At 59.5% G+C, this 22,226-nt stretch carries 19 protein-coding genes; 9 read left to right on the top strand and 10 right to left on the bottom strand.

Annotation, left to right across the window (positions count from 1 at the left end; all coding sequences use genetic code 11):
* Positions 1–77: 77 nt before the first annotated feature.
* The 4 genes from mdtD to yccS all read left to right on the top strand — a co-directional run bounded on the left by mdtD (position 78) and on the right by yccS (position 6,691).
* Entirely contained in the window at positions 78–1,505 is a 1,428-nt protein-coding gene (gene mdtD / locus EAH74_RS00795) for a multidrug transporter subunit MdtD (RefSeq protein WP_140674878.1), read from the top strand.
* Positions 1,506–1,610: 105 nt separating this feature from the next.
* A complete protein-coding gene (gene dbpA / locus EAH74_RS00800; protein ID WP_240050476.1) occupies positions 1,611–2,948 on the top strand; it encodes an ATP-dependent RNA helicase DbpA in 1,338 nt (445 codons plus the stop codon).
* Between the two features lie 142 nt (positions 2,949–3,090).
* Positions 3,091–4,269 (top strand): NAD(P)/FAD-dependent oxidoreductase, encoded by a 1,179-nt coding sequence (locus EAH74_RS00805; protein ID WP_140674885.1) that lies wholly within the window; start codon positions 3,091–3,093, stop codon positions 4,267–4,269.
* Positions 4,270–4,507: 238 nt separating this feature from the next.
* Positions 4,508–6,691 (top strand): YccS family putative transporter, encoded by a 2,184-nt coding sequence (gene yccS, locus EAH74_RS00810; RefSeq protein ID WP_140674888.1) that lies wholly within the window; start codon positions 4,508–4,510, stop codon positions 6,689–6,691.
* A 143-nt stretch (positions 6,692–6,834) separates the two neighbouring features.
* On the opposite strand, the gene EAH74_RS00820 is transcribed toward yccS, so the two are convergent.
* A complete protein-coding gene (locus tag EAH74_RS00820; protein ID WP_123368570.1) occupies positions 6,835–7,572 on the bottom strand; it encodes a substrate-binding periplasmic protein in 738 nt (245 codons plus the stop codon).
* A 256-nt stretch (positions 7,573–7,828) separates the two neighbouring features.
* Here EAH74_RS00820 and EAH74_RS00825 point away from each other — a divergent pair, with 256 nt between their 5' ends.
* The gene (locus EAH74_RS00825; protein WP_140674895.1) at positions 7,829–8,281 is read left to right on the top strand and encodes a GNAT family N-acetyltransferase; all 453 of its coding nucleotides are present in this window, start codon (positions 7,829–7,831) and stop codon (positions 8,279–8,281) included.
* 137 nt (positions 8,282–8,418) lie between these two features.
* Here the strand turns inward: EAH74_RS00825 and EAH74_RS00830 are convergent, their stop codons facing one another.
* The 3 genes from EAH74_RS00830 to EAH74_RS00840 are packed head-to-tail and all read right to left on the bottom strand — an operon-like array spanning position 8,419 to position 11,407.
* A complete protein-coding gene (locus EAH74_RS00830; protein WP_008151963.1) occupies positions 8,419–8,715 on the bottom strand; it encodes a winged helix-turn-helix domain-containing protein in 297 nt (98 codons plus the stop codon).
* Between the two features lie 34 nt (positions 8,716–8,749).
* Positions 8,750–9,238 (bottom strand): M48 metallopeptidase family protein, encoded by a 489-nt coding sequence (locus tag EAH74_RS00835; RefSeq protein ID WP_140674898.1) that lies wholly within the window; start codon positions 9,236–9,238, stop codon positions 8,750–8,752.
* A gap of 45 nt (positions 9,239–9,283) precedes the next feature.
* Complete coding sequence (locus EAH74_RS00840; RefSeq protein ID WP_140674901.1) at positions 9,284–11,407, bottom strand: putative bifunctional diguanylate cyclase/phosphodiesterase; 2,124 nt, start codon at positions 11,405–11,407, stop codon at positions 9,284–9,286.
* 323 nt (positions 11,408–11,730) lie between these two features.
* Here EAH74_RS00840 and EAH74_RS00845 point away from each other — a divergent pair, with 323 nt between their 5' ends.
* Positions 11,731–12,399: a polysaccharide lyase family 7 protein gene (locus EAH74_RS00845; RefSeq protein WP_140674906.1), complete on the top strand. Its 669-nt coding sequence runs from the start codon at positions 11,731–11,733 to the stop codon at positions 12,397–12,399.
* 563 nt (positions 12,400–12,962) lie between these two features.
* Entirely contained in the window at positions 12,963–13,256 is a 294-nt protein-coding gene (locus tag EAH74_RS00850; protein ID WP_140674909.1) for a fructose-bisphosphate aldolase, read from the top strand.
* A gap of 165 nt (positions 13,257–13,421) precedes the next feature.
* Here EAH74_RS00850 and fba read toward each other — a convergent pair whose 3' ends face one another.
* The 6 genes from fba to tkt all read right to left on the bottom strand — a co-directional run bounded on the left by fba (position 13,422) and on the right by tkt (position 19,667).
* Positions 13,422–14,486 (bottom strand): class II fructose-bisphosphate aldolase, encoded by a 1,065-nt coding sequence (gene fba / locus EAH74_RS00855; RefSeq protein ID WP_054044249.1) that lies wholly within the window; start codon positions 14,484–14,486, stop codon positions 13,422–13,424.
* 129 nt (positions 14,487–14,615) lie between these two features.
* Positions 14,616–14,948: an MliC family protein gene (locus tag EAH74_RS00860; RefSeq protein WP_140674912.1), complete on the bottom strand. Its 333-nt coding sequence runs from the start codon at positions 14,946–14,948 to the stop codon at positions 14,616–14,618.
* Positions 14,949–15,004: 56 nt separating this feature from the next.
* Positions 15,005–15,226 (bottom strand): hypothetical protein, encoded by a 222-nt coding sequence (locus EAH74_RS00865; protein WP_046045274.1) that lies wholly within the window; start codon positions 15,224–15,226, stop codon positions 15,005–15,007.
* Positions 15,227–15,260: 34 nt separating this feature from the next.
* Positions 15,261–16,424 (bottom strand): phosphoglycerate kinase, encoded by a 1,164-nt coding sequence (locus EAH74_RS00870; protein ID WP_033060390.1) that lies wholly within the window; start codon positions 16,422–16,424, stop codon positions 15,261–15,263.
* A 17-nt stretch (positions 16,425–16,441) separates the two neighbouring features.
* On the bottom strand, positions 16,442–17,491 hold the full coding sequence (gene epd, locus EAH74_RS00875) for an erythrose-4-phosphate dehydrogenase (protein ID WP_140674915.1): 1,050 nt from the start codon (positions 17,489–17,491) through the stop codon (positions 16,442–16,444).
* Positions 17,492–17,669: 178 nt separating this feature from the next.
* A complete protein-coding gene (gene tkt / locus EAH74_RS00880) occupies positions 17,670–19,667 on the bottom strand; it encodes a transketolase (RefSeq protein ID WP_140674918.1) in 1,998 nt (665 codons plus the stop codon).
* Between the two features lie 260 nt (positions 19,668–19,927).
* On the opposite strand from tkt, the gene EAH74_RS00885 reads away from it, so the two are divergent.
* Positions 19,928–20,923, top strand: a complete 996-nt coding sequence (locus EAH74_RS00885) for an ArsR/SmtB family transcription factor (RefSeq protein ID WP_140674921.1) — start codon at positions 19,928–19,930, stop codon at positions 20,921–20,923.
* Between the two features lie 18 nt (positions 20,924–20,941).
* Entirely contained in the window at positions 20,942–22,132 is a 1,191-nt protein-coding gene (gene metK / locus EAH74_RS00890; RefSeq protein WP_033060397.1) for a methionine adenosyltransferase, read from the top strand.
* Positions 22,133–22,226: the final 94 nt, after the last annotated feature.

The following is a 22,226-nucleotide window of genomic DNA, read 5'->3' on the forward strand; positions in this document are numbered from 1 at the left end:
TCGAACGCAGGCTTCGCCAGCTGCTACAGGATTTCATCGACTGCGGACTGCTTCATCTCACACCCACAAGAGGTCCCATGCCCAACCGCCCGCCTCTCGACGCTGTCACCGCCCGCTGGGTGCCGTGGGTCGTCGCCATCGCGTTCTTCATGCAATCCCTCGACGGGACCATCCTCAACACCGCCCTCCCCGCCATGGCCCGAGACCTGGCCGAAGACCCTCTGCGCATGCAGGGCGTAATCATCGCCTACATGCTCACCGTCGCGCTGCTGATCCCCGCTTCAGGCTGGATCGCCGACCGTTTTGGCACCAAGAAAATCTTCTTCAGCGCGATTCTGTTGTTCAGCCTCGGCTCGTTGCTGTGTGCGCTGTCGAGCACCCTGAGCATGCTGATTGGTGCGCGGGTGATTCAAGGCCTGGGCGGCGCGCTGATGTTGCCGGTCGGGCGACTCGTGGTACTCAGGGCCTACCCGCGCTCGGAGTTGGTGCGGATCATGGGCTTCATCACCATCCCCGGATTGCTCGGCCCGTTGATCGGCCCGACCATGGGCGGCTGGATGGTCGAATACCTGACCTGGCACTGGATCTTCCTGATCAACCTGCCGGTCGGCGCTGTCGGTTGCTACGCCGTGTGGAAATTCATCCCCGACCTGCGTGGCACTGAACGCACCCGCTTCGATAGCCTGGGCTTTTTACTGTTCGGCGCCGCAATGGTGCTGATCACCATCGCCATGGAAGGCCTCGGCGAATTGCACCTGCCGCACTTGCGCGTGATGTTGCTGCTGTTCGGCGGCATGGCCTGTCTGGCGGCGTACTGGTTGCGGGCCGGGCACATTGATAATCCGCTGTTCGCGCCGTCATTGTTCAAGACCCGGACGTTTGCCGTGGGCATCCTCGGCAACCTGTTCGCCCGTCTGGGCAGCGGCGCCCTGCCGTTTCTCGTTCCGTTGCTGCTGCAAGTGGCGCTGGGTTACTCGCCGTCCCAGGCCGGGATGAGCATGCTGCCGCTGGCGGCGGCAGCGATGGTCGCCAAGTCGGTGGCGCGGCCGCTGATCGAACGCTTGGGTTATCGCATCGTGCTGACCGGCAACACATTGGCGCTGGGGCTGATGTTGGCGAGCATGGGCCTGGTCAGCGAGCAAACGCCGTACTGGTTGCTGCTGGTGATGCTATCGATTCTGGGGGCGATCAACTCGTTGCAGTTCACCGCAATGAACACCGTAACCCTGATCGACCTAGACGACGCCAGCGCCAGTAGCGGCAACAGCTTGCTGTCGGTGGTCGCGCAATTGTCCCTGAGCCTTGGCGTTGCCTGTGCCGGTGCGCTGCTCGGCGGGTTCACCGCAGAAGTCGGCAACGATGGCGTGGACACGGTTTTGGGCGCGTTCCAGCTGACCTTTGTGACGGTCGGGATCATGGCGATGCTGGCTGCAACCATCTTCTCCCAGCTCTCAAAGGAAGACGGACGGCGCGTCAAGCGTCCGGAAGAGCACATAGAGCCTTAGGGCGAATGGCCACCGGACTGGTACACTGCGCGACATTTTGTTTTGCAGGCCAGTCCCGTGACCACCATCGCCACCGCTTTTAATACTTTGCCGCTGTCCGCCGCCATGCTGGCTAACCTCGACTCCCTCGGTTATGCCCAGATGACGCCGATCCAGGCGCAAAGCTTGCCGGTGATCCTCAAGGGGATGGACCTGATCGCCCAGGCCAAGACCGGCAGCGGCAAGACCGCCGCCTTCGGTATTGGCCTGCTGAACCCGATCAATCCGCGCTTCTTCGGTTGCCAGGCGCTGGTCATCTGCCCGACTCGCGAACTGGCCGACCAGGTTGCCAAGGAAATCCGTCGACTGGCCCGCGCCGAAGACAACATCAAGGTCCTGACCCTGTGTGGCGGCGTGTCCTTCGGCCCGCAAATCGGCTCTCTGGAACATGGCGCGCACATCATCGTCGGCACCCCGGGTCGTATTCAGCAGCACCTGCGCAAGGGTTCGCTGATTCTTCATGGCCTGAATACCCTGATCCTCGACGAAGCCGACCGCATGCTCGACATGGGTTTCTACGATTCCATCGAAGAAATCATCGCCCAGTGCCCGGAACGTCGCCAGACCCTGCTGTTCTCCGCCACGTACCCGACGGGCATCAAGCAGTTGGCGTCGAAATTCATGCGCACCCCTCAGATCGTGAAGGCCGAGGCGTTCCACGACGACACGCAGATCGAGCAGCGCTTCTACGAGATTTCCCCGGAAGAGCGCATGGACGCCGTGGTCAAAGTCCTCGCGCATCATCGTCCGGCCTCCTGTGTAGCCTTCTGCTTCACCAAGCAGCAGGTTCAGGAAACCGTTGATCACCTGACCTCCAAAGGCATCTCCGCCGTCGGCCTGCACGGCGATCTGGAACAGCGTGACCGCGACCAGGTACTGGCCATGTTCGCCAACCGCAGTACTTCGGTACTGGTCGCCACCGACGTCGCCGCTCGCGGTCTGGACATCGATGCGCTGGACATGGTGATCAACGTCGAACTGGCCCGTGATTCGGAAATCCACATCCACCGTGTTGGCCGTACCGGTCGCGCCGGTGAGAAAGGGATTGCGATCAGCCTGGTCGCGCCGTCCGAAGCGCACCGTGCCCAAGCCATCGAGCAACTGCAGCAGTCGCCGTTGAGCTGGGATCAGCTGGATAACCTCAAATCCCAGGGCGGCGCTCCGCTGCTGCCGGTGATGAGCACGCTGGTCATCGGCGCTGGCCGTAAAGACAAGGTGCGTCCGGGCGACATTCTGGGTGCGCTGACAGGCGATGCCGGTATTCCGGGCGCTCAGGTCGGCAAGATCGCGATTTTCGACTTCCAGGCCTATGTGGCTGTGGAACGCGGGATCGCCAAGCAAGCCTTGCAACGCCTGAATGACGGCAAGATCAAAGGCCGTTCGCTGCGCGTGCGTATCCTGTAAAAACAACGCACCTCCCCTGTAGGAGCTGCCGCAGGCTGCGATCTTTTGATCTTGATCTCCACAACAAGATCAAAAGATCGCAGCCTCGTTTCACTCGACAGCTCCTACACAGCTCCTACAGGTTTCTTTTGAGGACACCGTTTTGCGCTCTACCGAAGTCGTGATCATTGGCGCTGGCGCCGCAGGTTTGATGTGTGCGCTGACCGCCGCCGGGCGCGGGCGCAAGGTGATGTTGCTCGACCACGCCAACAAGGCCGGCAAGAAAATCCTGATGTCGGGCGGTGGCCGCTGTAATTTCACCAACATGTACACCGAACCGAGCAATTTCCTCTCGCAGAACGAACACTTCTGCAAATCCGCCCTGGCCCGTTACACCCAGTGGGATTTCATCGGCATGGTCGCCAAACACGGCGTGCCATACCACGAGAAAAAACTCGGCCAGCTGTTCTGCGATAACAAATCCAGCGACATCCTCGACATGCTGCTCAACGAGTGCGATCAGGTCGGCGTCAGCCTGCACCTGGACACCTCGATCCAGCACATCGAGAAAATGGAAAGCGGCTACCTGCTGCAGACCACCCTCGATCAGATCACCTGCGAATCGCTGGTGATCGCCACGGGCGGCTTGTCGATCCCGACGCTGGGTGCGACCGGTTTCGGTTATCAGGTGGCCAAGCAGTTCGGCCACGACTTGCTGTCGACCCGCGCCGGGCTGGTGCCGTTCACCATCACCGATCAACTCAAGGAGCTTTGCACCGAGCTGTCCGGTACGTCGGTGGATTGCCTGGTGAGCTGCAACGACCAGAGTTTCCGCGAGAACATCCTGTTCACTCACCGCGGCCTCAGTGGTCCGGCGATTTTGCAGATTTCATCGTTCTGGGAATCCGGCGACACGGTGGAGATCAACCTCATGCCGGACCACGACGTTCCGAGCTGGCTGCAACAGCAGCAAGCCGAACGTCCGAACAGCGAGCTGAAAACCCTGCTGGGGGAAATTTTCACCAAGAAGATGGCCAACCTGCTGGCGGATAACTGGTTCGTCTCCAAACCGATGAAGCAGTACACCCACGCGGAAATTGCCGACATCGCCGAAAAACTGGCGAGCTGGAAAGTGGTGCCGGCCGGCACTGAAGGTTATCGCACCGCTGAAGTGACATTGGGCGGCGTCGATACCAACGAGGTGTCGTCCAAGACCATGGAGTCGCTGAAAAGCCCCGGCCTGTATTTCATCGGCGAAGTGCTCGACGTCACCGGGCATCTGGGCGGTTTCAACTTCCAGTGGGCGTGGGCCTCCGGCTACGCCGCCGCGCAATACGTCTAATCCCCCAAACGCAATCCCTGTAGGAGCTGCCGAGTGAAACGAGGCTGCGATCTTTTGATCTTGTTTTTCCAGGATCAAGATCAAAAGATCGCAGCCTGCGGCAGCTCCTACAGGGATTGCGTTGCAGTGTAAGAACAGGGAAGGAACAGATTTTGCTGTCAGATGTGATCGGCGCCATTGCGTCGGCGTCATTACTGGCTCAATTTAGCGTCATTGCCTCGGAAGGCCCTCGCACTTCATGTCATCGACCCCCTTTAGTCAGTCTCTGCGTCGCCTCTGGGCGCTGGATAAATTCAGCTACAGCGTGCGGGTGTTCATCGCCCTGACCGGCAGCATGGCGCTGTGTTGGTACAAGGATGAAATGGGGCTGCTGATCCCGCTGTTCCTCGGGATCATCGCCAGCGCCCTGGCCGAGACCGACGACAGTTGGCAAGGCCGCCTTAACGCACTGGCCGTGACGCTGGTGTGCTTCAGCGTCGCCGCCCTCTCCGTCGAACTGCTCTTCCCCTACCCCGTTATTTTTATCATCGCCCTGGCCCTGGCCAGTTTCGGCCTGACCATGCTCGGCGCCTTGGGTGAACGCTATGGCGCGATTGCCTCGGCGACGTTGATTCTGTCGGTCTACACCATGATCGGCGTGGACCAGCGCGGCGGTGCAGTCACCGATTTCTGGCACGAGCCGGTGCTGCTGGTGGCCGGTGCGGCCTGGTACGGTTTGCTCTCGGTACTGTGGCAGGCGATGTTTTCCAATCAGCCGGTGCAGCAAAGCCTGGCGCGGTTGTTCCGCGAGTTGGGTTACTACCTGAAGCTGAAATCGTCGCTGTTCGAGCCGATCCGGCAGATGGACGTGGAGGCGCGTCGACTGGAACTGGCGCAGCAAAACGGTCGTGTCGTGGCCGCACTGAACGCCGCCAAGGAAATCATCCTGCACAGGGTCGGCGACGGTCGACCGGGCTCGAAACTCAGCCGATACCTGAAGCTGTACTTCCTCGCTCAAGACATCCACGAGCGCGCCAGTTCCTCGCACTACCCTTACAACGCCCTCGCCGATGCCTTCTTTCACAGCGACGTGATGTTCCGCTGCCAGCGCTTGCTGCGCCAGCAAGGCAAGGCCTGCCGAGCGCTGGCCGAGTCGATTCAAATGCGCCAGCCGTTCATCTATGACGCCAGCTTCGCCGAAGCCCTGAGCGACCTGCACGCCTCCCTCGAACACTTGCGCATTCAGAGCAACCCGGCGTGGCGCGGATTGCTGCGATCGTTGCGGGCACTGGCGGCCAACCTCGGCACGCTCGATCGTTTGCTCAGCGACGCCAGCAACCCCGATGCCCTGGCGGACGCCACCGACAGCAGCCTGCTCGACCGTTCGCCACGCAGCCTCAAGGATGTTTGGATTCGGTTACGCACGCAGCTGACACCGACGTCATTGCTGTTCCGTCACGCACTGCGTTTGCCCCTGGCCTTGAGTATCGGCTACGCGATGGTGCATTTGATCCACCCGTCTCAGGGTTACTGGATCATCCTCACCACGCTGTTTGTCTGCCAACCGAACTACGGCGCCACCCGCCGCAAACTCGGCCAACGGATCATCGGCACCGCCATCGGCCTGACCGTGGCCTGGGCGTTGTTCGATCTGTTTCCGAATCCCTTGGTCCAATCGTGCTTCGCAATCGCCGCCGGGGTGGTGTTCTTTATCAACCGCACCACCCGCTACACCTTGGCGACGGCCGCGATCACCTTGATGGTGCTCTTCTGCTTCAACCAGGTCGGGGATGGTTACGGGCTGTTCCTGCCGCGGTTGTTCGATACCTTGCTCGGCAGCCTGATCGCCGGACTCGCCGTGTTCCTCTTCCTGCCGGACTGGCAGGGCCGACGCCTGAACAAAGTGCTGGCCAACACCCTCACGTGCAACAGCATTTACCTGCGCCAGATCATGCAGCAATACGCCGCCGGCAAAAGCGACGACCTGGCGTATCGCCTGGCCCGACGCAATGCGCACAACGCCGACGCCGCACTGTCGACGACGCTCGCCAACATGCTGATGGAACCGGGGCACTTCCGTAAGGAAGCGGATGTCGGGTTCCGCTTCCTGGTGCTGTCGCACACCTTGCTCAGTTATTTGTCCGGACTGGGCGCACACCGGGAAACCCAGCTACCACCCGACGTGCGCGAGCATTTGATCGACGGTGCCGGGGTGAGACTGGCCGCCAGCATTGATGAAATTGCCCAAGGATTGGCGAGCAAACTGCCGATTGCGATTCAGAGTGATGAGGAAGAGGCACTGGCCAATACGCTTGAACAGATGCCGGACGAAATCGATGAAGGCCAACGATTGGTGCAGACGCAGTTGGCGTTGATCTGCCGTCAGCTTGGGCCATTGCGCACGTTGGCGGCGCACCTCATCAAGGAAACGATTAAGGATTGAGATCTGCGGTCGCTGGGCGGGCCTCTTCGCGAGCAGGCTCGCTCCCACATTTGATCTCTGTCGTACACAAAATCTGTTCCCACTGGAGACCTATTGTGGGAGCGAGCCTGCTCGCGAAGGGGCCATCAGCCGCACCACAACGCTTACATTCCATGTTGCTTCATCAACCGCTGATAACTCCCATCCACTTTCATCGCCGCGATCTCGCGGTCAAAACCGGCGACGATCTGTTCATGCCTGGGGTTCTTCAGGCTGACCAGGATGTGCAGGCTGTTCTCGCTCAGTGGCTGGGGCAAAAACTCCACGGCATTGCGCACCTTGGTTGATTCCCGGGCCAGGTAGTAACGCGCGACGTATTCGTCTTCCAGCGTCAATTTGACCCGGTCGGCGGCGACCATGCGCACCGCCATGGCGAAGTTGTGCACCGGGACTTTCTGCAGCGATACGTCGTCATCGAACGCCGGCGAATAGGCGTAACCGCGCACCACCGCTATCGGGTAGGTATGCAGTTGTTGCAGGTTGTTGTATTCGATCGGCGTGTCTTTGCGCTTGAGAAAGCGCACCCGGTTGAGCAGGTATTCGCCGGAAAACTGGCCAAGCTTCGTGCGATCGTCGGTGTACCAGGCGTTGACCAACACGTCGTATCGACCCTCGCCTACCCCCAGCAAGGCCCGCGCCCAAGGCACTTGTTCAAAGTCACTGGCATAACCGGCCCGGGCCAGTGCTGTGCTGACGATGTCCGTGGCCAACCCACCGTTGACCAGCGTGGCGTCGGTAAAGGGCGGCCAGGCATCGGCGACCAATCGCAGCTTTTCCGCTGCCGCGCCTTGAGTCAGCAACAGCAATCCAATCAAAGCAAAGGCTCGATGCAATTGCGGCATGCTAGAAAATCCTTAGCGGGCGGGACGCCCGACGTGTTTTCAGCCAAAACTCCAAGGCCCCCGTACTGCCAAACCCAGGTACTAACATTAGCTCATCGAAGCCACTGCACAGCGCTTCATCTCAGATTACACAAACAAGACAAAGCCGCGCGAAATGAATGATGGCATTTTGGCCTTCATCACAGATTTCTCTGCCTGAAGACATCTTTCGTCTGGGCGCTTAGTATCGGAGCGACGATGTTCAAGGAGTGTGAAAATGACAATTGATTGGGTCTGCAAGCACCACAATGATCTGGGCAAAGAGCAGCTGTACGCCATTCTTCAGCTGCGGGCAGAGGTGTTTGTGGTCGAGCAGAAATGCCTCTATCAGGACATCGACGGCCAGGATCTGGAGGGTGACACCTGTCATTTAATGGCCTGGGACGGGGATCGGCTGGTGGCGTACCTGCGGTTGCTCGATCCGGAGTTACAGGGTGGCGACGTGGTCATCGGGCGGGTGATCATTGCCCCTCAAGCGCGCGGTACAGGGCTTGGGCATGAGTTGATGGCGCAGGCGTTGAAGCAGGCTGAAAAGCGCTGGCCTGAAGTACCGATCTATCTCTCGGCCCAAGCGCATTTACAGGGGTATTACGGGCGGTACGGGTTTGTGGTGACGGGCGAGGAGTTTCTCGAGGATGACATTCCGCATATCGGGATGCGCCGTTCCTGAGGGCCCCATCGTCGGAACGCCGCCCGGACCAAGCCCGCTCCCACAGTGATCGCGAGTGAATGACAAATTTGCAATCCACCTCGGAACCTGTGGGAGCGGGCTTGCCCGCGAAGGCGTCGGCTCAGTCACCGCAGGAACTAGGGATACTCCAGCACCGCTTTGATCTGCCGAAGATTGCGCTCGATCCACCCCCTATCTATCGCCCCCCACTCGCGAATCCGATAGCGCCCGGCATGATTGCGCGCGCCTTCTTCCTGCTGGAACTCGCAAACAATGTCCAGATCCGCCAATGCAGCGATGGTGTCCTGAGCCGTGCGCCGGGGCATTCCGGTCACTTCGGTCAGCGCCGGGACGCTGCTGGCCAACCCGCTATCAATCAGGTATGCCACGTACAACCGGCGATAGAAGCTGCTCTTGGTCTTGCTTACATCCATCTAAACACTCCCGATTGCGATATTTTGATCTCTATTACATATCCCGCCACGTCAGGTACACCCGCACATCGAACTCCACCTGGTGATACCCCGGCAACATGTGCTCGCAAAGCTTGTAGAACGCCTTGTTGTGATCCGACTCTTTGAAGTGCGCCAGCTCATGCACCACGATCATTTTCAGAAACTCGGCAGGTGCATCCTTGAACAATGAAGCAACACGAATTTCTTTCTTGGCCTTGAGCTTGCCGCCCTGCACCCGGGATATCGCGGTGTGCAATCCGAGGGCGCGGTGGGTCAGGTCCAGGCGGTTGTCGAACAACACCTTATCGACGGCCGGGGCGTTACGCAGGTATTCCTGCTTGAGGTCCAGCGTATAGGTGTACAACGCCTTGTCGCTCTGTATTCGGTGTTTTTCCGGGTAACGCTGGCTCAGGTAGTCGCCCAGCCGACCGTCGGCGATCAGCTGGCGCACCTGGTCCTGCAGCGCGGCGGGATAGGCCTGGAGGTATTTCAATGCGGTCATTGGGGCGGCAACACAAGTCACGAAAAGATCGCCAGTGTAGCGAATTCAGCCGGTCAGCGTGTTCCAGTCGAACGGCTGCACAAAGTCGCCGACGTCCTCGGCCATCATCGGCCGTGCGACCAGAAACCCTTGCACGTACTCGCAACCATTGGCTTGCAGCCACTGATATTGCGCAACGGTTTCCACCCCCTCGGCAATCACCAGCATCCCGTACTCCTTGCACAACTCGATCACATTGCGCACCAGCGCCGCATCGCGTGAGGACTCCAGAAGCCGGGCAATCAAATGTCGGTCGAACTTGAGCGTGTCCAACTCCAGATCCCGCAGATGAGACAGCGAACAAGGCCCCGAACCAAAGTCATCCAGAGCCACTCGCACACCCAGGTTACGCAGCAGGCGCAGCTGTTTGCGGGTTTCCTCGGGGTTTTGCATCAAGGCCTCTTCGGTGACCTCGACTTCCAGATGGCGCGCCTGCAATCCATGGCGCTCCAGCACCTGACGCAACTCAGTGACCAGATTGGGCATGCCGAATTGCGTACTGCTCAAACTGACGCCCAGCACCAGGTCGTCGGCAAACAAGGTTTCCCAGGCTTTTCGCTGGCTCGCCCCTTGTTGATAGATCCAGCTGCCCAGGCGACTGATCAACCGCGCCTCTTCCAGTAATGGCAAAAACAGCCCCGGCGGTACATCGCCGACGCTCGGATGCTGCCAGCGGATCAGCGCCTCGAACCCGCGAATCTGCCCGCTGGCAATGGCCACCTGAGGTTGATAGACCAAATTGAAATCACGGTTCTCGATCGCCGCGCGCACACTTTCTTCGAGCATCAGCCGCGAACGTGCCCGGCCGTTCATTTCGTGATCGTAGAAACGATATTGCTGACGGCCGGCGCGCTTGGCTTCGTACATGGCGATGTCTGACGCACGCAGCAAGCCGTCGAGATTGGAACCGCAATCCGGGTACGTCGCAATGCCGATGCTGGCGCCCAACGCGATATCCAGACCATCGATCTGCTGACAGATCGATACCCGCTCGATGAGTTTCTCGGCAATTTTTGCCGCTTGCTCGGGGAATTCCAGATCCAGCAAAGCGGTGAACTCATCACCGCCCATGCGCGCCAGAATGTCGAAGGGCCGCAGACAGGCCTTCAACTGCTCGGACACCCACCGCAGCACCCGGTCGCCGGCATCGTGACCGAGGGAATCATTAACCCGTTTGAAGCCGTCGAGGTCCAGATACAGCAGCACCCAGGCGCTGTCGGAGCGGTCGCCACGCAACAGCAGGTTTTCCGCCGTCTGGTAAAAACCGCGACGATTGAGCAGCCCGGTCAATGGATCAGTGACCGCCTGGAACTCCAGTTGCTGATGCAGATGGCGCACCACCGACATGTCCAGCACCGTCACCACCATCGCCTGTTGTTCGCTGGGCAACGGTGCGCAAGACAGCGCCACGGGCACCTGCTGACCGGGCGCCGTACGCAGCAATGCATCGTGCAGGCGCAGGGTTTCACCGCGTTTGTAACCGGCGAACAACTCGGAGTCGGCCCAGATCGGGATGTGCGGTTTTTGCAGGAAATCCAGGAACTCTTTGCCTTGCAGGTCTTGCACCGTGGCATTGAGCAGCCGCGACATCGCCGGATTGGCAAAGCGGATCAGACCGTCCTCGCCGACCACCAGGATGCCTTCGGCGGCATTGTCCAGCACCGAGGCATTAAACGCGCGTGCGACCTCCAGATCGTGGCTCAGGCGCTGCAACGCACGGCGATTGCGCTGATGTTCGAGCAGCGCCTGGACTTTGGGCTTGAGAATTTGCGGGTCGAACGGTTTGAACAGGTAATCCACCGCGCCGCTGGCATAGCCCTTGATCACGGCGTCCTGGGACTGTTCGTTGGCAGTAAGAAAAATGATCGGCGTGAGGCGGGTTCGTTGGCTGCCGCGCATCAGGCGTGCCACTTCAAAACCGTCCATGCCCGGCATCTGCACATCCAGCAGCACCAGGTCGACATCGTGTTCGAGTAACAGATTGAGCGCCTCGAAGCCCGAAGCAGCGGTCATGACCTGCCAGTCCTGGCGCTGCAACAACGCGCGCATGCTGATCAGGTTTTCAGGGTAATCATCGACGATTAAAAGGATTGAGCTGCCTTCAGCTGGCGTGGGTTGCGCGCATTCCATGCTGCTTCTCTTATGCGGGACGTCAGGCCGGTTTCTCGTGAAAACCGGACAAATACCAAGCCTTCACTCTAGACCGGGTTCTGCAAAAGCAGAAGCTATCAGTACGCCATCACTTAACCAAATCGTCCATTTGCCGACTAACGGTCGGCGCCACAGGCCCCTGAAACCGGGAAAGATGGCCTTTTAACAGGATTTTGACGCCACCCGTTTGTCATTTGCGCATTAACAAATTGAACTTCTGCGATTATAAGGATGGCCCCCAAGGCGCGTGCCAGAGCTTCTGGAACGTGCGTGCAGTAAAAAAAACGTGGAAGCTTTTGTCTATGATCGATCTCGCAACCTGGAACCTCAGCGTTCCCGTCGGCAATCCGCCGTACACCGTTGAAACGTCAAAACTGGTGGATGGCTTCAAGGACCAATACTTCCACTCCGACACCGGCACCTTGTTTTTCTGGGCCCCGGTCACCGGTTCCAAAACTGAAAACGCGAAATACCCCCGCACCGAACTTCGCGAAACCTACAGCAATGGCACCCTGAAAAACTGGCTCTACCCGGACGCCGACAACTCCCTGCGTGCCACCCTGGCGGTGAATCAGGTACCGAGTTCGGGGAAGATCGTTATTGGCCAGATCCACGCCTATGAAAGCCAGAAACCGATGGTGAAACTCGAGTATCAGTACTCGACCAGCACACAGTCGGGCAACATCGTCGCCAAGGTTCGTATGCACCCTGATGACGATGCCGTACGGATAATCACCATTGCTACCGGGGTGAAACTGGATCGGGAGTTTTCCTACCTCATCCACTTGAGCCCGGGCGGCGCGCTGGGCATCAGTGCGGCGGGCTACCAGTGGGACACCGACATCAGCAAGACCTGGAGCGTCAAACCGCTGTACTTCAAGGCCGGTGTTTATGTGCAGGACCACACCGGGTACACCAGCGAAGGCGGGCAAGTGACGTTCAGCAAGCTGGATATTGATCACGATAAGTAATCCCCCTCACCCCAATTCGTTCCCACGCGCAGCAAAGGAATGCAGCCCGGGACGCTCCGCGCCCCACCCCTCCCCAAGAACAACTCGATCTCTGTAGCAGCCGCGAAGCTGCGTCCGAGGACGAAGTCCTCGCAAGCCCGGTGAACCAGGTCTGCCTGAATAAATGCGCTGTCTGATTTACGACTGCTTCGTCCGAACGCGGCCCGAGCCGAGCCGAACGCAGCCTCGCAGGCTCGACAGCTGCTACAAATCCCAACGTCCGAAAACCTCGTAGGACCACTCCCACCGTGGCGAGAGAGCTTGCTCCCGCTGGGCTGCGAAGCAGCCCCAAACCCTGCTACACAATTTCCTCAGACACACCGCAGCGCCCGGTTCTGTTGCCGCTACGCCACCGAACGAGACCAAACCGTCTCGCCACATGACCGGAAAGGCGTCCTACAGCCCGGTTGCGGCTACCCGAATTGCTGCCTAAAGTTGGCCTGTCGCTGACATCGTTGGCGATAGGGTTTCGCAGCCCTAACGGTACGAGTAGCTCTCCTTTTAGATTCGAGGAAGATTTACTTATGACAATGAACAATCCACCCCGCCGCTTCACCCCCATGTCCCAATTCGCTACCGACTACCCCGTCCTGCTCATCGACAGCGACGCCCCGCTACGCGAACTCCACAACTGCGTCAGCGAACGCCTCAACGCCGTCCTCAAATATCTGAACCTCATGGCCTGTACCAGCCTGCCCGACTACGCCGAGAACGACATCAACACCGTCACCAACATCGCCCGGATCATGGTCCAGGATGTGAGCGATGTGTTTCGGGTAATTGAGCAGCGCGGGTTTGACGAGAAATCGAACCGCTAAAATAAGATGGATGTCACCTATATCGGACTTTTCTGCCTCGACCCTTAAAAATGTCCGTTATAAGTGACATTGATTCGCCGAGCATTAGCTGCGCCGCTTAAAAAGCTCCGACCACAAAAAACCCGCCTCTCGGCGGGTTTTTAATGCGACTCAAACACCAAAGGCTTAGTTGACCTTGGCGTTCAACTCACCCTTCAAATACCGCTGATACATCGCTTCCAACGAGATCGGCTTAATCTTCGAAGCATTACCCGCAGTACCAAACGCTTCATAACGTGCGATACACACATCACGCATCGCCGTTACAGTCGCGCCGAAGAATTTACGCGGATCAAACTCGCTCGGGTTGGTAGCCATCAGGCGACGCATCGCACCGGTAGACGCCAAACGCAGGTCGGTGTCGATGTTGACCTTACGCACGCCGTGCTTGATGCCTTCGACGATTTCTTCAACCGGTACGCCGTAGGTTTCTTTGATGTCGCCGCCGTACTGGTTGATGATCGCCAGCCAGTCTTGCGGAACCGAAGACGAACCGTGCATCACCAGGTGGGTGTTCGGAATGCGCTTGTGGATTTCTTTGATGCGGTCGATGGCCAGCACGTCGCCGGTAGGCGGCTTGGTGAACTTGTACGCGCCGTGGCTGGTGCCGATGGCGATGGCCAAGGCGTCGACCTGAGTGCGTTTGACGAAGTCAGCGGCTTCTTCCGGGTCGGTCAGCATTTGGCTGTGATCCAGAACGCCTTCGGCGCCGATTCCGTCTTCTTCACCGGCCATGCCGGTTTCCAGCGAACCCAGGCAGCCCAGCTCGCCTTCTACCGATACGCCGCAGGCGTGAGCCATGGCCACGGTTTGTTGGGTGACGCGGATGTTGTAGTCGTAGTCGGTCGGGGTCTTGCCGTCTTCGCCCAGGGAACCGTCCATCATCACCGAGCTGAAGCCCAGTTGGATGGAGCGCTGGCAGACGTCAGGGCTGGTGCCGTGGTCCTGGTGCATGCACACCGGGATGTGCGGGAATTCTTCGATTGCCGCCAGGATCAGGTGACGCAGGAACGGTGCGCCGGCGTATTTGCGAGCACCGGCCGAAGCCTGGACGATCACCGGGGAGTCAGTCTTGTCAGCGGCTTCCATGATGGCGCGCATCTGCTCAAGGTTGTTGACGTTGAAGGCTGGAACGCCGTAGCCGAACTCGGCTGCGTGGTCCAGCATCTGGCGCATGCTGATAAGTGCCATTGTGTGTGTATCTCCCGGTTGAGGGTCGTTAATCGTGCCAGCCTGCCGTAGCGGCGGCGGCTATTCAAGTTATTGCAGATCGGGGGTCAGCCCTGCCTGCCAATTCGGTGTTGCCTAAATCTTGCGGCGTTACTGCGCTTTGCAACCGCGGCCGATCAAATCATTGGTGGCGACCCAGTACACCAGGCCTTCCTCACCTTTTATGTGAAACGCCAGCATGTCATTGCTGTACAGCGAACCGTCGGCGCCCGGCTCATGCTTCAAGCGGTAGACCTGATCGGCACCGCCCAGGCGAACGTCGACTTCCTTGCGGCTTTCATCGGTGTAGCACCAGAGCACTTTGGCCTGACTGTCGCAGGTCCAGGTGGACCAGTTGTCCGTCGATTCGGCAGGCTTGAACAGGTTCAAATTAGCGCAACCTGCCAGCAGAGCCAGCGCCGTAACGGCGATAAAACCTTTCATCCATGTTCCTCGACTGACGACGCACGCCGCCAGCCCTGAGTAAAGTGTCAGACCCGTCAAGGGCAGCCATGTTCCTTGGCCGGGGTCTGTGTCTCGTATTTGTCCAGGCCATCAGGCCCGGAACGCTTGTTGATCACCGGGTTGGTTTCGGCCTGCCAGTCGGCCTGGTAGCAGCCTTTGTCCTGTTCAGGCGTCTCGGGTACCTTCGGGGCTTTCGGGTTACTCCCGCAAGCTGCCAACGACCCTGCGATAATCAACAGCGCTAATGTTTTGACCATCTGAACACTCCTTTGCCTGGTCAAATGGGCGGCCTCAGGCCTTGGCCCGGCTTTCCAGGACTTCAACGGCCGGCAGCACCTTGCCTTCGACGAATTCGAGGAACGCGCCGCCACCGGTAGAAATGTAGGAGATCTGATCGGCAACGCCATATTTATCGATGGCGGCCAGGGTGTCGCCGCCGCCAGCGATGGAGAATGCCGAGCTTTCTGCGATGGCCTGGGCCAGCACTTTGGTGCCGTTACCGAACTGATCGAATTCGAACACGCCCACCGGGCCGTTCCACAGGATGGTCTTGGACGACTTCAGCAGCTCGGCGAAATTCGCCGCGGTCTGTGGGCCGATGTCCAGAATCATGTCGTCTGCGGCCACATCAGCGATCAGCTTGACGGTAGCGGTGGCGCTTTCAGCGAATTCCTTGGCAACCACGACGTCGACCGGCAGCGGTACGCTGACCTTGGCGGCGATGGCGCGAGCGGTGTCCAGCAGGTCCGGCTCGTACAGGGACTTGCCGACCGGGTGACCGGCAGCGGCCAGGAAGGTGTTGGCAATGCCGCCGCCGACGATCAGCTGGTTGCAGATCTGGCTCAGGCTGTTGAGTACGTCGAGTTTGGTCGATACCTTGGAGCCGGCAACAATCGCCGCCATTGGCTGGGCCGGGGCGCCGAGGGCTTTGCCCAGTGCATCCAGTTCGGCGGCCAGCAACGGGCCAGCGGCCGCGACTTTGGCGAACTTGGCCACGCCATGGGTCGAACCCTCGGCGCGGTGAGCGGTGCCGAAGGCGTCCATCACGAACACGTCGCACAGGGCGGCGTATTGCTGGGCCAGTTCGTCAGCGTTCTTTTTCTCGCCTTTGTTGAAGCGCACGTTTTCGAACAGCACGATGTCGCCGGCCTTCACGTCAACGCCGCCCAGGTAATCGGCCACCAGCGGCACTTCACGCCCCAGGGCCTTGCTCAGGTAGTCAGCGACTGGCTTGAGGCTGTTCTCGGCCGAGAACTCGCCTTCGGTCGGACGGCCAAGGTGCGAGCAGACCATCACGGCCGCACCTTTTTCCAGGGCCAGCTTGATGGTCGGCAGCGAGGCCAGGATTCGCGCATCGCTGGTGACTACACCGTCCTTGACTGGGACGTTGAGGTCTTCGCGGATCAGTACGCGCTTACCTTGCAGATCGAGGTCGGTCATCTTCAACACGGTCATGGGTCGCATTTCCTGGGTTACGGTTTTTTAATGGCTGCTTGCAGATAGTGCTCTGCAACGTCCAGCATTCGGTTGGCAAAACCCCATTCGTTGTCGAACCAGGCCAGGATGTTCACCAGCCGTGGGCCGGAAACTCGAGTCTGACTGGCATCGACGATGGCCGAATGTGGGTCGTGGTTGAAATCACAACTGGCGTGAGGCAACTCGGTGTAGGCCAGAAGGCCTTTGAGCGGGCCACTGGTGGCGGCCTCGCGCAAAATCCGGTTGACCTCAGTGGCGTCGGTGTCACTCACGGTCTGCATCGTAATGTCGAGGCAAGACACGTTAACTGTCGGCACCCGCACGGCTTTGGCCTGAATTCGCCCGGCAAGTTCCGGTAACAGGCGTTCGATGCCACGCGCCAGACCAGTGGACACAGGAATCACCGACTGAAACGCCGAACGGGTGCGACGCAAGTCTTCGTGATGATAGGCGTCGATCACAGGCTGATCGTTCATCGCCGAGTGAATGGTGGTGATCGACACGTATTCCAGACCAATGGCCTGATCCAGCAGGCGCAACAGCGGCACGCCGCAGTTGGTGGTGCAGGACGCGTTGGACACCAGCAACTCATCACCGGTCAGGCAATCCTGGTTCACGCCGTAGACGATGGTGGCGTCGACATCCGCCTCGCTGGCCATCGGCTGGGAAAACAGCACGCGCGGCGCACCGGCGTCGAGGAAACGCTGGCCGTCTTCACGGGTGTGGTAAGCACCGGAGCATTCCAGCACCAGATCGACGCCCAGCGACGCCCAATCGATGCCTTCGGGGGTGGCACTGCGCAGGACCTTCACGCAGTCGCCATTAATATGCAGACAATCGCCGTCGACCTTCACTTCGCCGGGAAAGCGCCCGTGAGTGGAGTCAAAGCGTGTCAGGTATTCGATGCTGGCCATGTCAGCCAGATCGTTGATCGCAACAATTTCAAACCCGGCCTTATCGCCTCGCTCAAACAACGCACGCAAGACGCAACGACCAATCCGGCCGTAGCCGTTGAGTGCAACTTTGTAAGGACGCGGTTGAGGCATGGGGTTCTCGATAGACGCAGACAGAACGAAATCTCGTTAACAACACGACCCCTGTAGGAGCTGTCGAGTGAAACGAGGCTGCGATCTTTTGATCTTGTTTTTAAGATCAAGATCAAAAGATCGCAGCCTTCGGCAGCTCCTACAGGAAACGCGGCAGCCTGGGCCGCCGCGTGGTGTTTTAGTCTTCCAGCAGCTCTTCAGCCTGACCCAGGATGTTTTCCAGGGTGAAACCGAACTCTTCGAACAACGCAGGCGCAGGCGCCGACTCGCCGTAGGTGGTCATGCCGATCACGCGGCCTTCCAGGCCCACGTACTTGTACCAGTAGTCCGCGTGGGCGGCTTCGATGGCGATACGGGCGCTGACCTGCAACGGCAGAACCGCTTGCTTGTAGCCGGCGTCCTGAGCATCGAACACGCTGGTGCAAGGCATCGAAACAACACGCACTTTGCGACCCTGTTCGGTCAACTTGTCGTAAGCCTGAACCGCCAGACCCACTTCAGAACCGGTAGAGATCAGGATCAGCTCAGGCTCGCCGTCGCAGTCCTTCAACACGTAACCGCCACGGGCGATGTCGGCGATCTGGAACGCATTGCGGGTTTGGTGTTGCAGGTTCTGACGCGAGAAGATCAGCGCCGAAGGGCCGTCCTTGCGTTCCAGAGCCAGCTTCCAGCACACCGCCGATTCAACGGCATCGGCTGGGCGCCAGGTGTCGAGGTTCGGCGTGCTGCGCAAGCTGGTCAGTTGCTCGATCGGCTGGTGAGTCGGGCCGTCTTCGCCCAGACCGATGGAGTCGTGGGTGTAGACGAACACGACACGCTGCTTCATCAGCGAGGCCATACGCACGGCGTTGCGGGCGTATTCCATGAACATCAGGAAGGTCGCGCCGTAAGGCACCAGACCGCCGTGCAGGGTCACGCCGTTCATGATCGCGCTCATGCCGAACTCGCGAACGCCGTAGTACATGTAGTTGCCGCTGGCGTCTTCAGCCGAAACACCTTTGCAACCTTTCCACAGGGTCAGGTTGGAACCGGCCAGGTCAGCGGAGCCGCCCAGCAGTTCAGGCAGCAACGGGCCGTAGGCATTCAATGCGTTCTGGCTGGCTTTACGGCTGGCGATGGTTTCGCCTTTGGCAGCGACTTCAGCAATATAAGCAGAGGCTTTTTCAGCGAAGTCTTCCGGCAGTTCGCCGCTCAGACGACGAATCAGCTCGTTGGCCAACTCAGGGAAAGCAGCAGAATAGGCAGCGAAACGCTGATCCCATTCGGCTTCGGCCGCGCGACCGGTTTCCTTGGCGTCCCACTCGGCGTAGATGTCGGCCGGGATTTCGAACGGACCGTGATTCCATTTCAGCGCAGCACGGGTCAGAGCGATTTCCGCGTCACCCAGTGGGGCGCCGTGGCAGTCTTCCTTGCCTTGCTTGTTCGGCGAACCGAAACCGATGGTGGTCTTGCAGCAGATCAGGGTTGGCTGATCGCTTTTGCGCGCAGTTTCGATCGCGATCTTGATCTCTTCAGGATCGTGACCGTCGACGTTGCGGATGACCTGCCAGTTATAGGCTTCGAAACGCTTAGGCGTGTCGTCGGTGAACCAGCCTTCCACTTCGCCGTCGATGGAGATGCCATTGTCGTCGTAGAAAGCGATCAGCTTGCCCAGGCCCAACGTACCGGCCAGGGAGCCGACTTCGTGGGAAATGCCTTCCATCATGCAGCCATCACCCAGGAACACGTAGGTGTGGTGGTCGACAATGTTGTGGCCCGGACGGTTGAACTGCGCCGCCAGGATTTTTTCTGCCAGGGCAAAACCAACGGCGTTGGCCAGGCCTTGGCCCAGTGGACCGGTGGTGGTTTCAACGCCTGGGGTGTAGCCGAATTCCGGGTGACCCGGGGTACGGCTGTGCAGCTGGCGGAAGTTCTTCAGGTCTTCGATCGACAGATCGTAGCCGGTCAGGTGCAGCAGCGAGTAGATCAACATCGAACCGTGACCGTTGGACAGCACGAAGCGGTCACGGTCGGCGAACGATGGATTGCTCGGGTTGTGCTTCAGGTAGTCACGCCAAAGTACTTCGGCGATATCCGCCATACCCATAGGGGCACCGGGATGGCCGCTGTTGGCTTTTTGCACGGCATCCATGCTGAGGGCACGAATGGCGTTGGCACGCTCACGACGGCTGGGCATCGCTGTTCTCCTGGGGGCTGAATAAAACGAAACGGAAAAAAGGCGAGCATTTTCCCTCACCCACCCGCCTCGGGGCAATGACAGATAATCATCTGGAGGCGTTTTTCCGGTGGATGAAGTCGCATTCGCCTGGTGAAACCTTTCCGCTGACGACTTGTAGAGTGACCCTTTCCCCGAGAAGTGCCATCTATCGAGCAATATCAAAACTTTTTGATATTGCTCTTGCGGTGTTTTCTGACCGTCACTAGACTGCTGGCCTTATGAATTTACGTGTGCCTTCCATTCGACATGACGATTGCGATGAGCTGGCGGCCCTGTGCAAGGCCGGCGGCGATCCTCTGCGGCTGAATGTATTGCGCGCGCTGGCCAACGATTCGTTTGGCGTACTGGAGCTGGCGCAGATTTTTGGCATCGGCCAGTCCGGCATGAGTCATCACCTCAAGGTATTGGCCCAGGCCGCTCTGGTGGCGACGCGCCGTGAAGGCAACGCGATTTTCTACCGTCGCGCCCTGCCCCACACCGACCTGCTGGGCGGCAAACTGCACGCAGCCTTGCTGGAAGAAGTGGACAACCTGACCCTGCCTGCCGAGGTGCAGTCGCGGATCGCTCAGGTCCATGGGCAACGAGCGGCGGCCAGCCAGGACTTTTTCTCACGGGTCGCGGAGAAATTTCGCGCCCAGCAAGACTTGATCGCCGGTCTGCCGCAATACCGCGAAAGCGTGGTGGCATTGCTCGAGAAGCTGAGTTTCAGCGAAGGCGCCACGGCCATCGAAGTCGGCCCCGGCGACGGCGCATTTCTGCCGGAACTGGCGCGCCGCTTCACACAGGTCACGGCGCTGGACAACAGCCCGGCGATGCTCGAACTGGCGCGCCAGGTTTGCGAACGTGAAACGCTGGCTAACGTCAGCCTGCAACTGGCCGATGCATTGAACGGTGTCCGCCTCAAGGCTGACTGCGTTGTACTGAACATGGTGCTGCACCATTTCGCCGCGCCGGCCGAAGCACTCAAGCACATGGCCGACTTGCTGCAACCGGGCGGTAGCCTGCTCGTGACAGAGTTATGTAGCCACAACCAGAGTTGGGCCAGGGAGGCCTGCGGTGATCTATGGTTGGGGTTTGAACAGGACGATTTGGCCCGTTGGGCCACCGCTGCGGGACTCGTTCCCGGGGAAAGCCTCTATGTAGGCTTACGTAATGGTTTCCAGATCCAGGTCCGCCATTTTCAGCGACCGGCTGGCGACACTCACCATCGGTAAATTCAGGAAAAAATCGAGATGAGCGAATACTCCCTCTTCACCTCCGAGTCCGTGTCCGAAGGGCATCCGGACAAAATCGCCGACCAGATTTCCGATGCGGTGCTGGACGCCATCATTGCTGAAGACAAATTCGCCCGTGTAGCGGTCGAGACACTGGTAAAAACCGGCGTTGCAATCATCGCAGGTGAAGTCACCACGTCGGCCTGGGTCGACCTGGAAGAGATCGTGCGTAACGTCATTCTGGACATCGGCTACAACAGCTCCGATGTCGGCTTCGACGGCGCCACTTGCGGCGTGATGAACATCATCGGCAAGCAGTCCCCTGACATCAACCAGGGTGTCGACCGTGCCAAGCCTGAAGATCAAGGCGCCGGCGACCAGGGCCTGATGTTCGGTTACGCCAGCAACGAGACCGACGTGCTGATGCCAGCACCGATCACCTTCTCGCACCAGCTGGTTCAGCGTCAGGCCGAAGCCCGTAAATCCGGCCTGCTGCCTTGGCTGCGCCCGGACGCCAAGTCGCAAGTGACTTGCCGTTACGAAGGCGGCAAGGTTGTCGGTATCGACGCCGTTGTACTGTCGACTCAGCACAACCCTGACGTGTCCTACAAAGACTTGCGCGAAGGCGTGATGGAGCTGATCGTCAAGCACGTACTGCCTGCCGAACTGCTGAGCAAAGACACCCAGTTCCACATCAACCCGACTGGCCAGTTCATCATCGGTGGCCCGGTAGGCGACTGCGGTCTGACCGGTCGCAAGATCATCGTTGACAGCTATGGCGGCATGGCCCGTCACGGCGGCGGCGCGTTCTCCGGTAAAGATCCATCGAAGGTTGACCGTTCGGCCGCCTACGCGGGTCGTTACGTGGCCAAGAACATCGTGGCAGCCGGCCTGGCCGAGCGTTGCGAAATCCAGGTTTCCTACGCGATCGGTGTTGCTCAGCCGACGTCGATCTCGTTGAACACCTTCGGCACCGGCAAAATCAGCGACGACAAAATCGTCAAACTGGTTCGCGAAGTGTTCGACCTGCGTCCATACGCAATCACCACCATGCTCGACCTGCTGCACCCGATGTACCAGGAAACCGCTGCGTACGGCCACTTCGGTCGTACTCCGGCCACCAAGACTGTGGGCGATGACACTTTCACCACCTTCACCTGGGAAAAGACCGACCGCGCTGATTCCTTGCGCGCTGCTGCCGGCCTGTAAGACTTCCCCGGCGGTACCAAAAGCCCCGCACGGTTCGCCGTGCGGGGCTTTTTATTGCCTTGCGCTTGGGACCGTGTCGCCGCCTTCGCGAGCA

It is taken from the genome of Pseudomonas mandelii, from assembly GCF_006438925.1.
Lineage (GTDB): Bacteria > Pseudomonadota > Gammaproteobacteria > Pseudomonadales > Pseudomonadaceae > Aquipseudomonas > Aquipseudomonas mandelii_C.

What these genes read in the sequence shown, in the direction of transcription:
- mdtD (WP_140674878.1), top strand. Translation starts at nt 78, where the DNA reads ATGCCCAACCGCCCGCCTCTCGACGCTGTCACCGCCCGCTGGGTGCCG.
- dbpA (WP_240050476.1), top strand. Translation starts at nt 1,611, where the DNA reads ATGCTGGCTAACCTCGACTCCCTCGGTTATGCCCAGATGACGCCGATC.
- yccS (WP_140674888.1), top strand. Translation starts at nt 4,508, where the DNA reads ATGTCATCGACCCCCTTTAGTCAGTCTCTGCGTCGCCTCTGGGCGCTG.
- EAH74_RS00820 (WP_123368570.1), bottom strand. Translation starts at nt 7,572, where the DNA reads ATGCCGCAATTGCATCGAGCCTTTGCTTTGATTGGATTGCTGTTGCTG.
- EAH74_RS00825 (WP_140674895.1), top strand. Translation starts at nt 7,829, where the DNA reads ATGACAATTGATTGGGTCTGCAAGCACCACAATGATCTGGGCAAAGAG.
- EAH74_RS00830 (WP_008151963.1), bottom strand. Translation starts at nt 8,715, where the DNA reads ATGGATGTAAGCAAGACCAAGAGCAGCTTCTATCGCCGGTTGTACGTG.
- EAH74_RS00835 (WP_140674898.1), bottom strand. Translation starts at nt 9,238, where the DNA reads ATGACCGCATTGAAATACCTCCAGGCCTATCCCGCCGCGCTGCAGGAC.
- EAH74_RS00840 (WP_140674901.1), bottom strand. Translation starts at nt 11,407, where the DNA reads ATGGAATGCGCGCAACCCACGCCAGCTGAAGGCAGCTCAATCCTTTTA.
- EAH74_RS00845 (WP_140674906.1), top strand. Translation starts at nt 11,731, where the DNA reads ATGATCGATCTCGCAACCTGGAACCTCAGCGTTCCCGTCGGCAATCCG.
- EAH74_RS00850 (WP_140674909.1), top strand. Translation starts at nt 12,963, where the DNA reads ATGACAATGAACAATCCACCCCGCCGCTTCACCCCCATGTCCCAATTC.
- fba (WP_054044249.1), bottom strand. Translation starts at nt 14,486, where the DNA reads ATGGCACTTATCAGCATGCGCCAGATGCTGGACCACGCAGCCGAGTTC.
- EAH74_RS00860 (WP_140674912.1), bottom strand. Translation starts at nt 14,948, where the DNA reads ATGAAAGGTTTTATCGCCGTTACGGCGCTGGCTCTGCTGGCAGGTTGC.
- EAH74_RS00865 (WP_046045274.1), bottom strand. Translation starts at nt 15,226, where the DNA reads ATGGTCAAAACATTAGCGCTGTTGATTATCGCAGGGTCGTTGGCAGCT.
- EAH74_RS00870 (WP_033060390.1), bottom strand. Translation starts at nt 16,424, where the DNA reads ATGACCGTGTTGAAGATGACCGACCTCGATCTGCAAGGTAAGCGCGTA.
- epd (WP_140674915.1), bottom strand. Translation starts at nt 17,491, where the DNA reads ATGCCTCAACCGCGTCCTTACAAAGTTGCACTCAACGGCTACGGCCGG.
- tkt (WP_140674918.1), bottom strand. Translation starts at nt 19,667, where the DNA reads ATGCCCAGCCGTCGTGAGCGTGCCAACGCCATTCGTGCCCTCAGCATG.
- EAH74_RS00885 (WP_140674921.1), top strand. Translation starts at nt 19,928, where the DNA reads ATGAATTTACGTGTGCCTTCCATTCGACATGACGATTGCGATGAGCTG.
- metK (WP_033060397.1), top strand. Translation starts at nt 20,942, where the DNA reads ATGAGCGAATACTCCCTCTTCACCTCCGAGTCCGTGTCCGAAGGGCAT.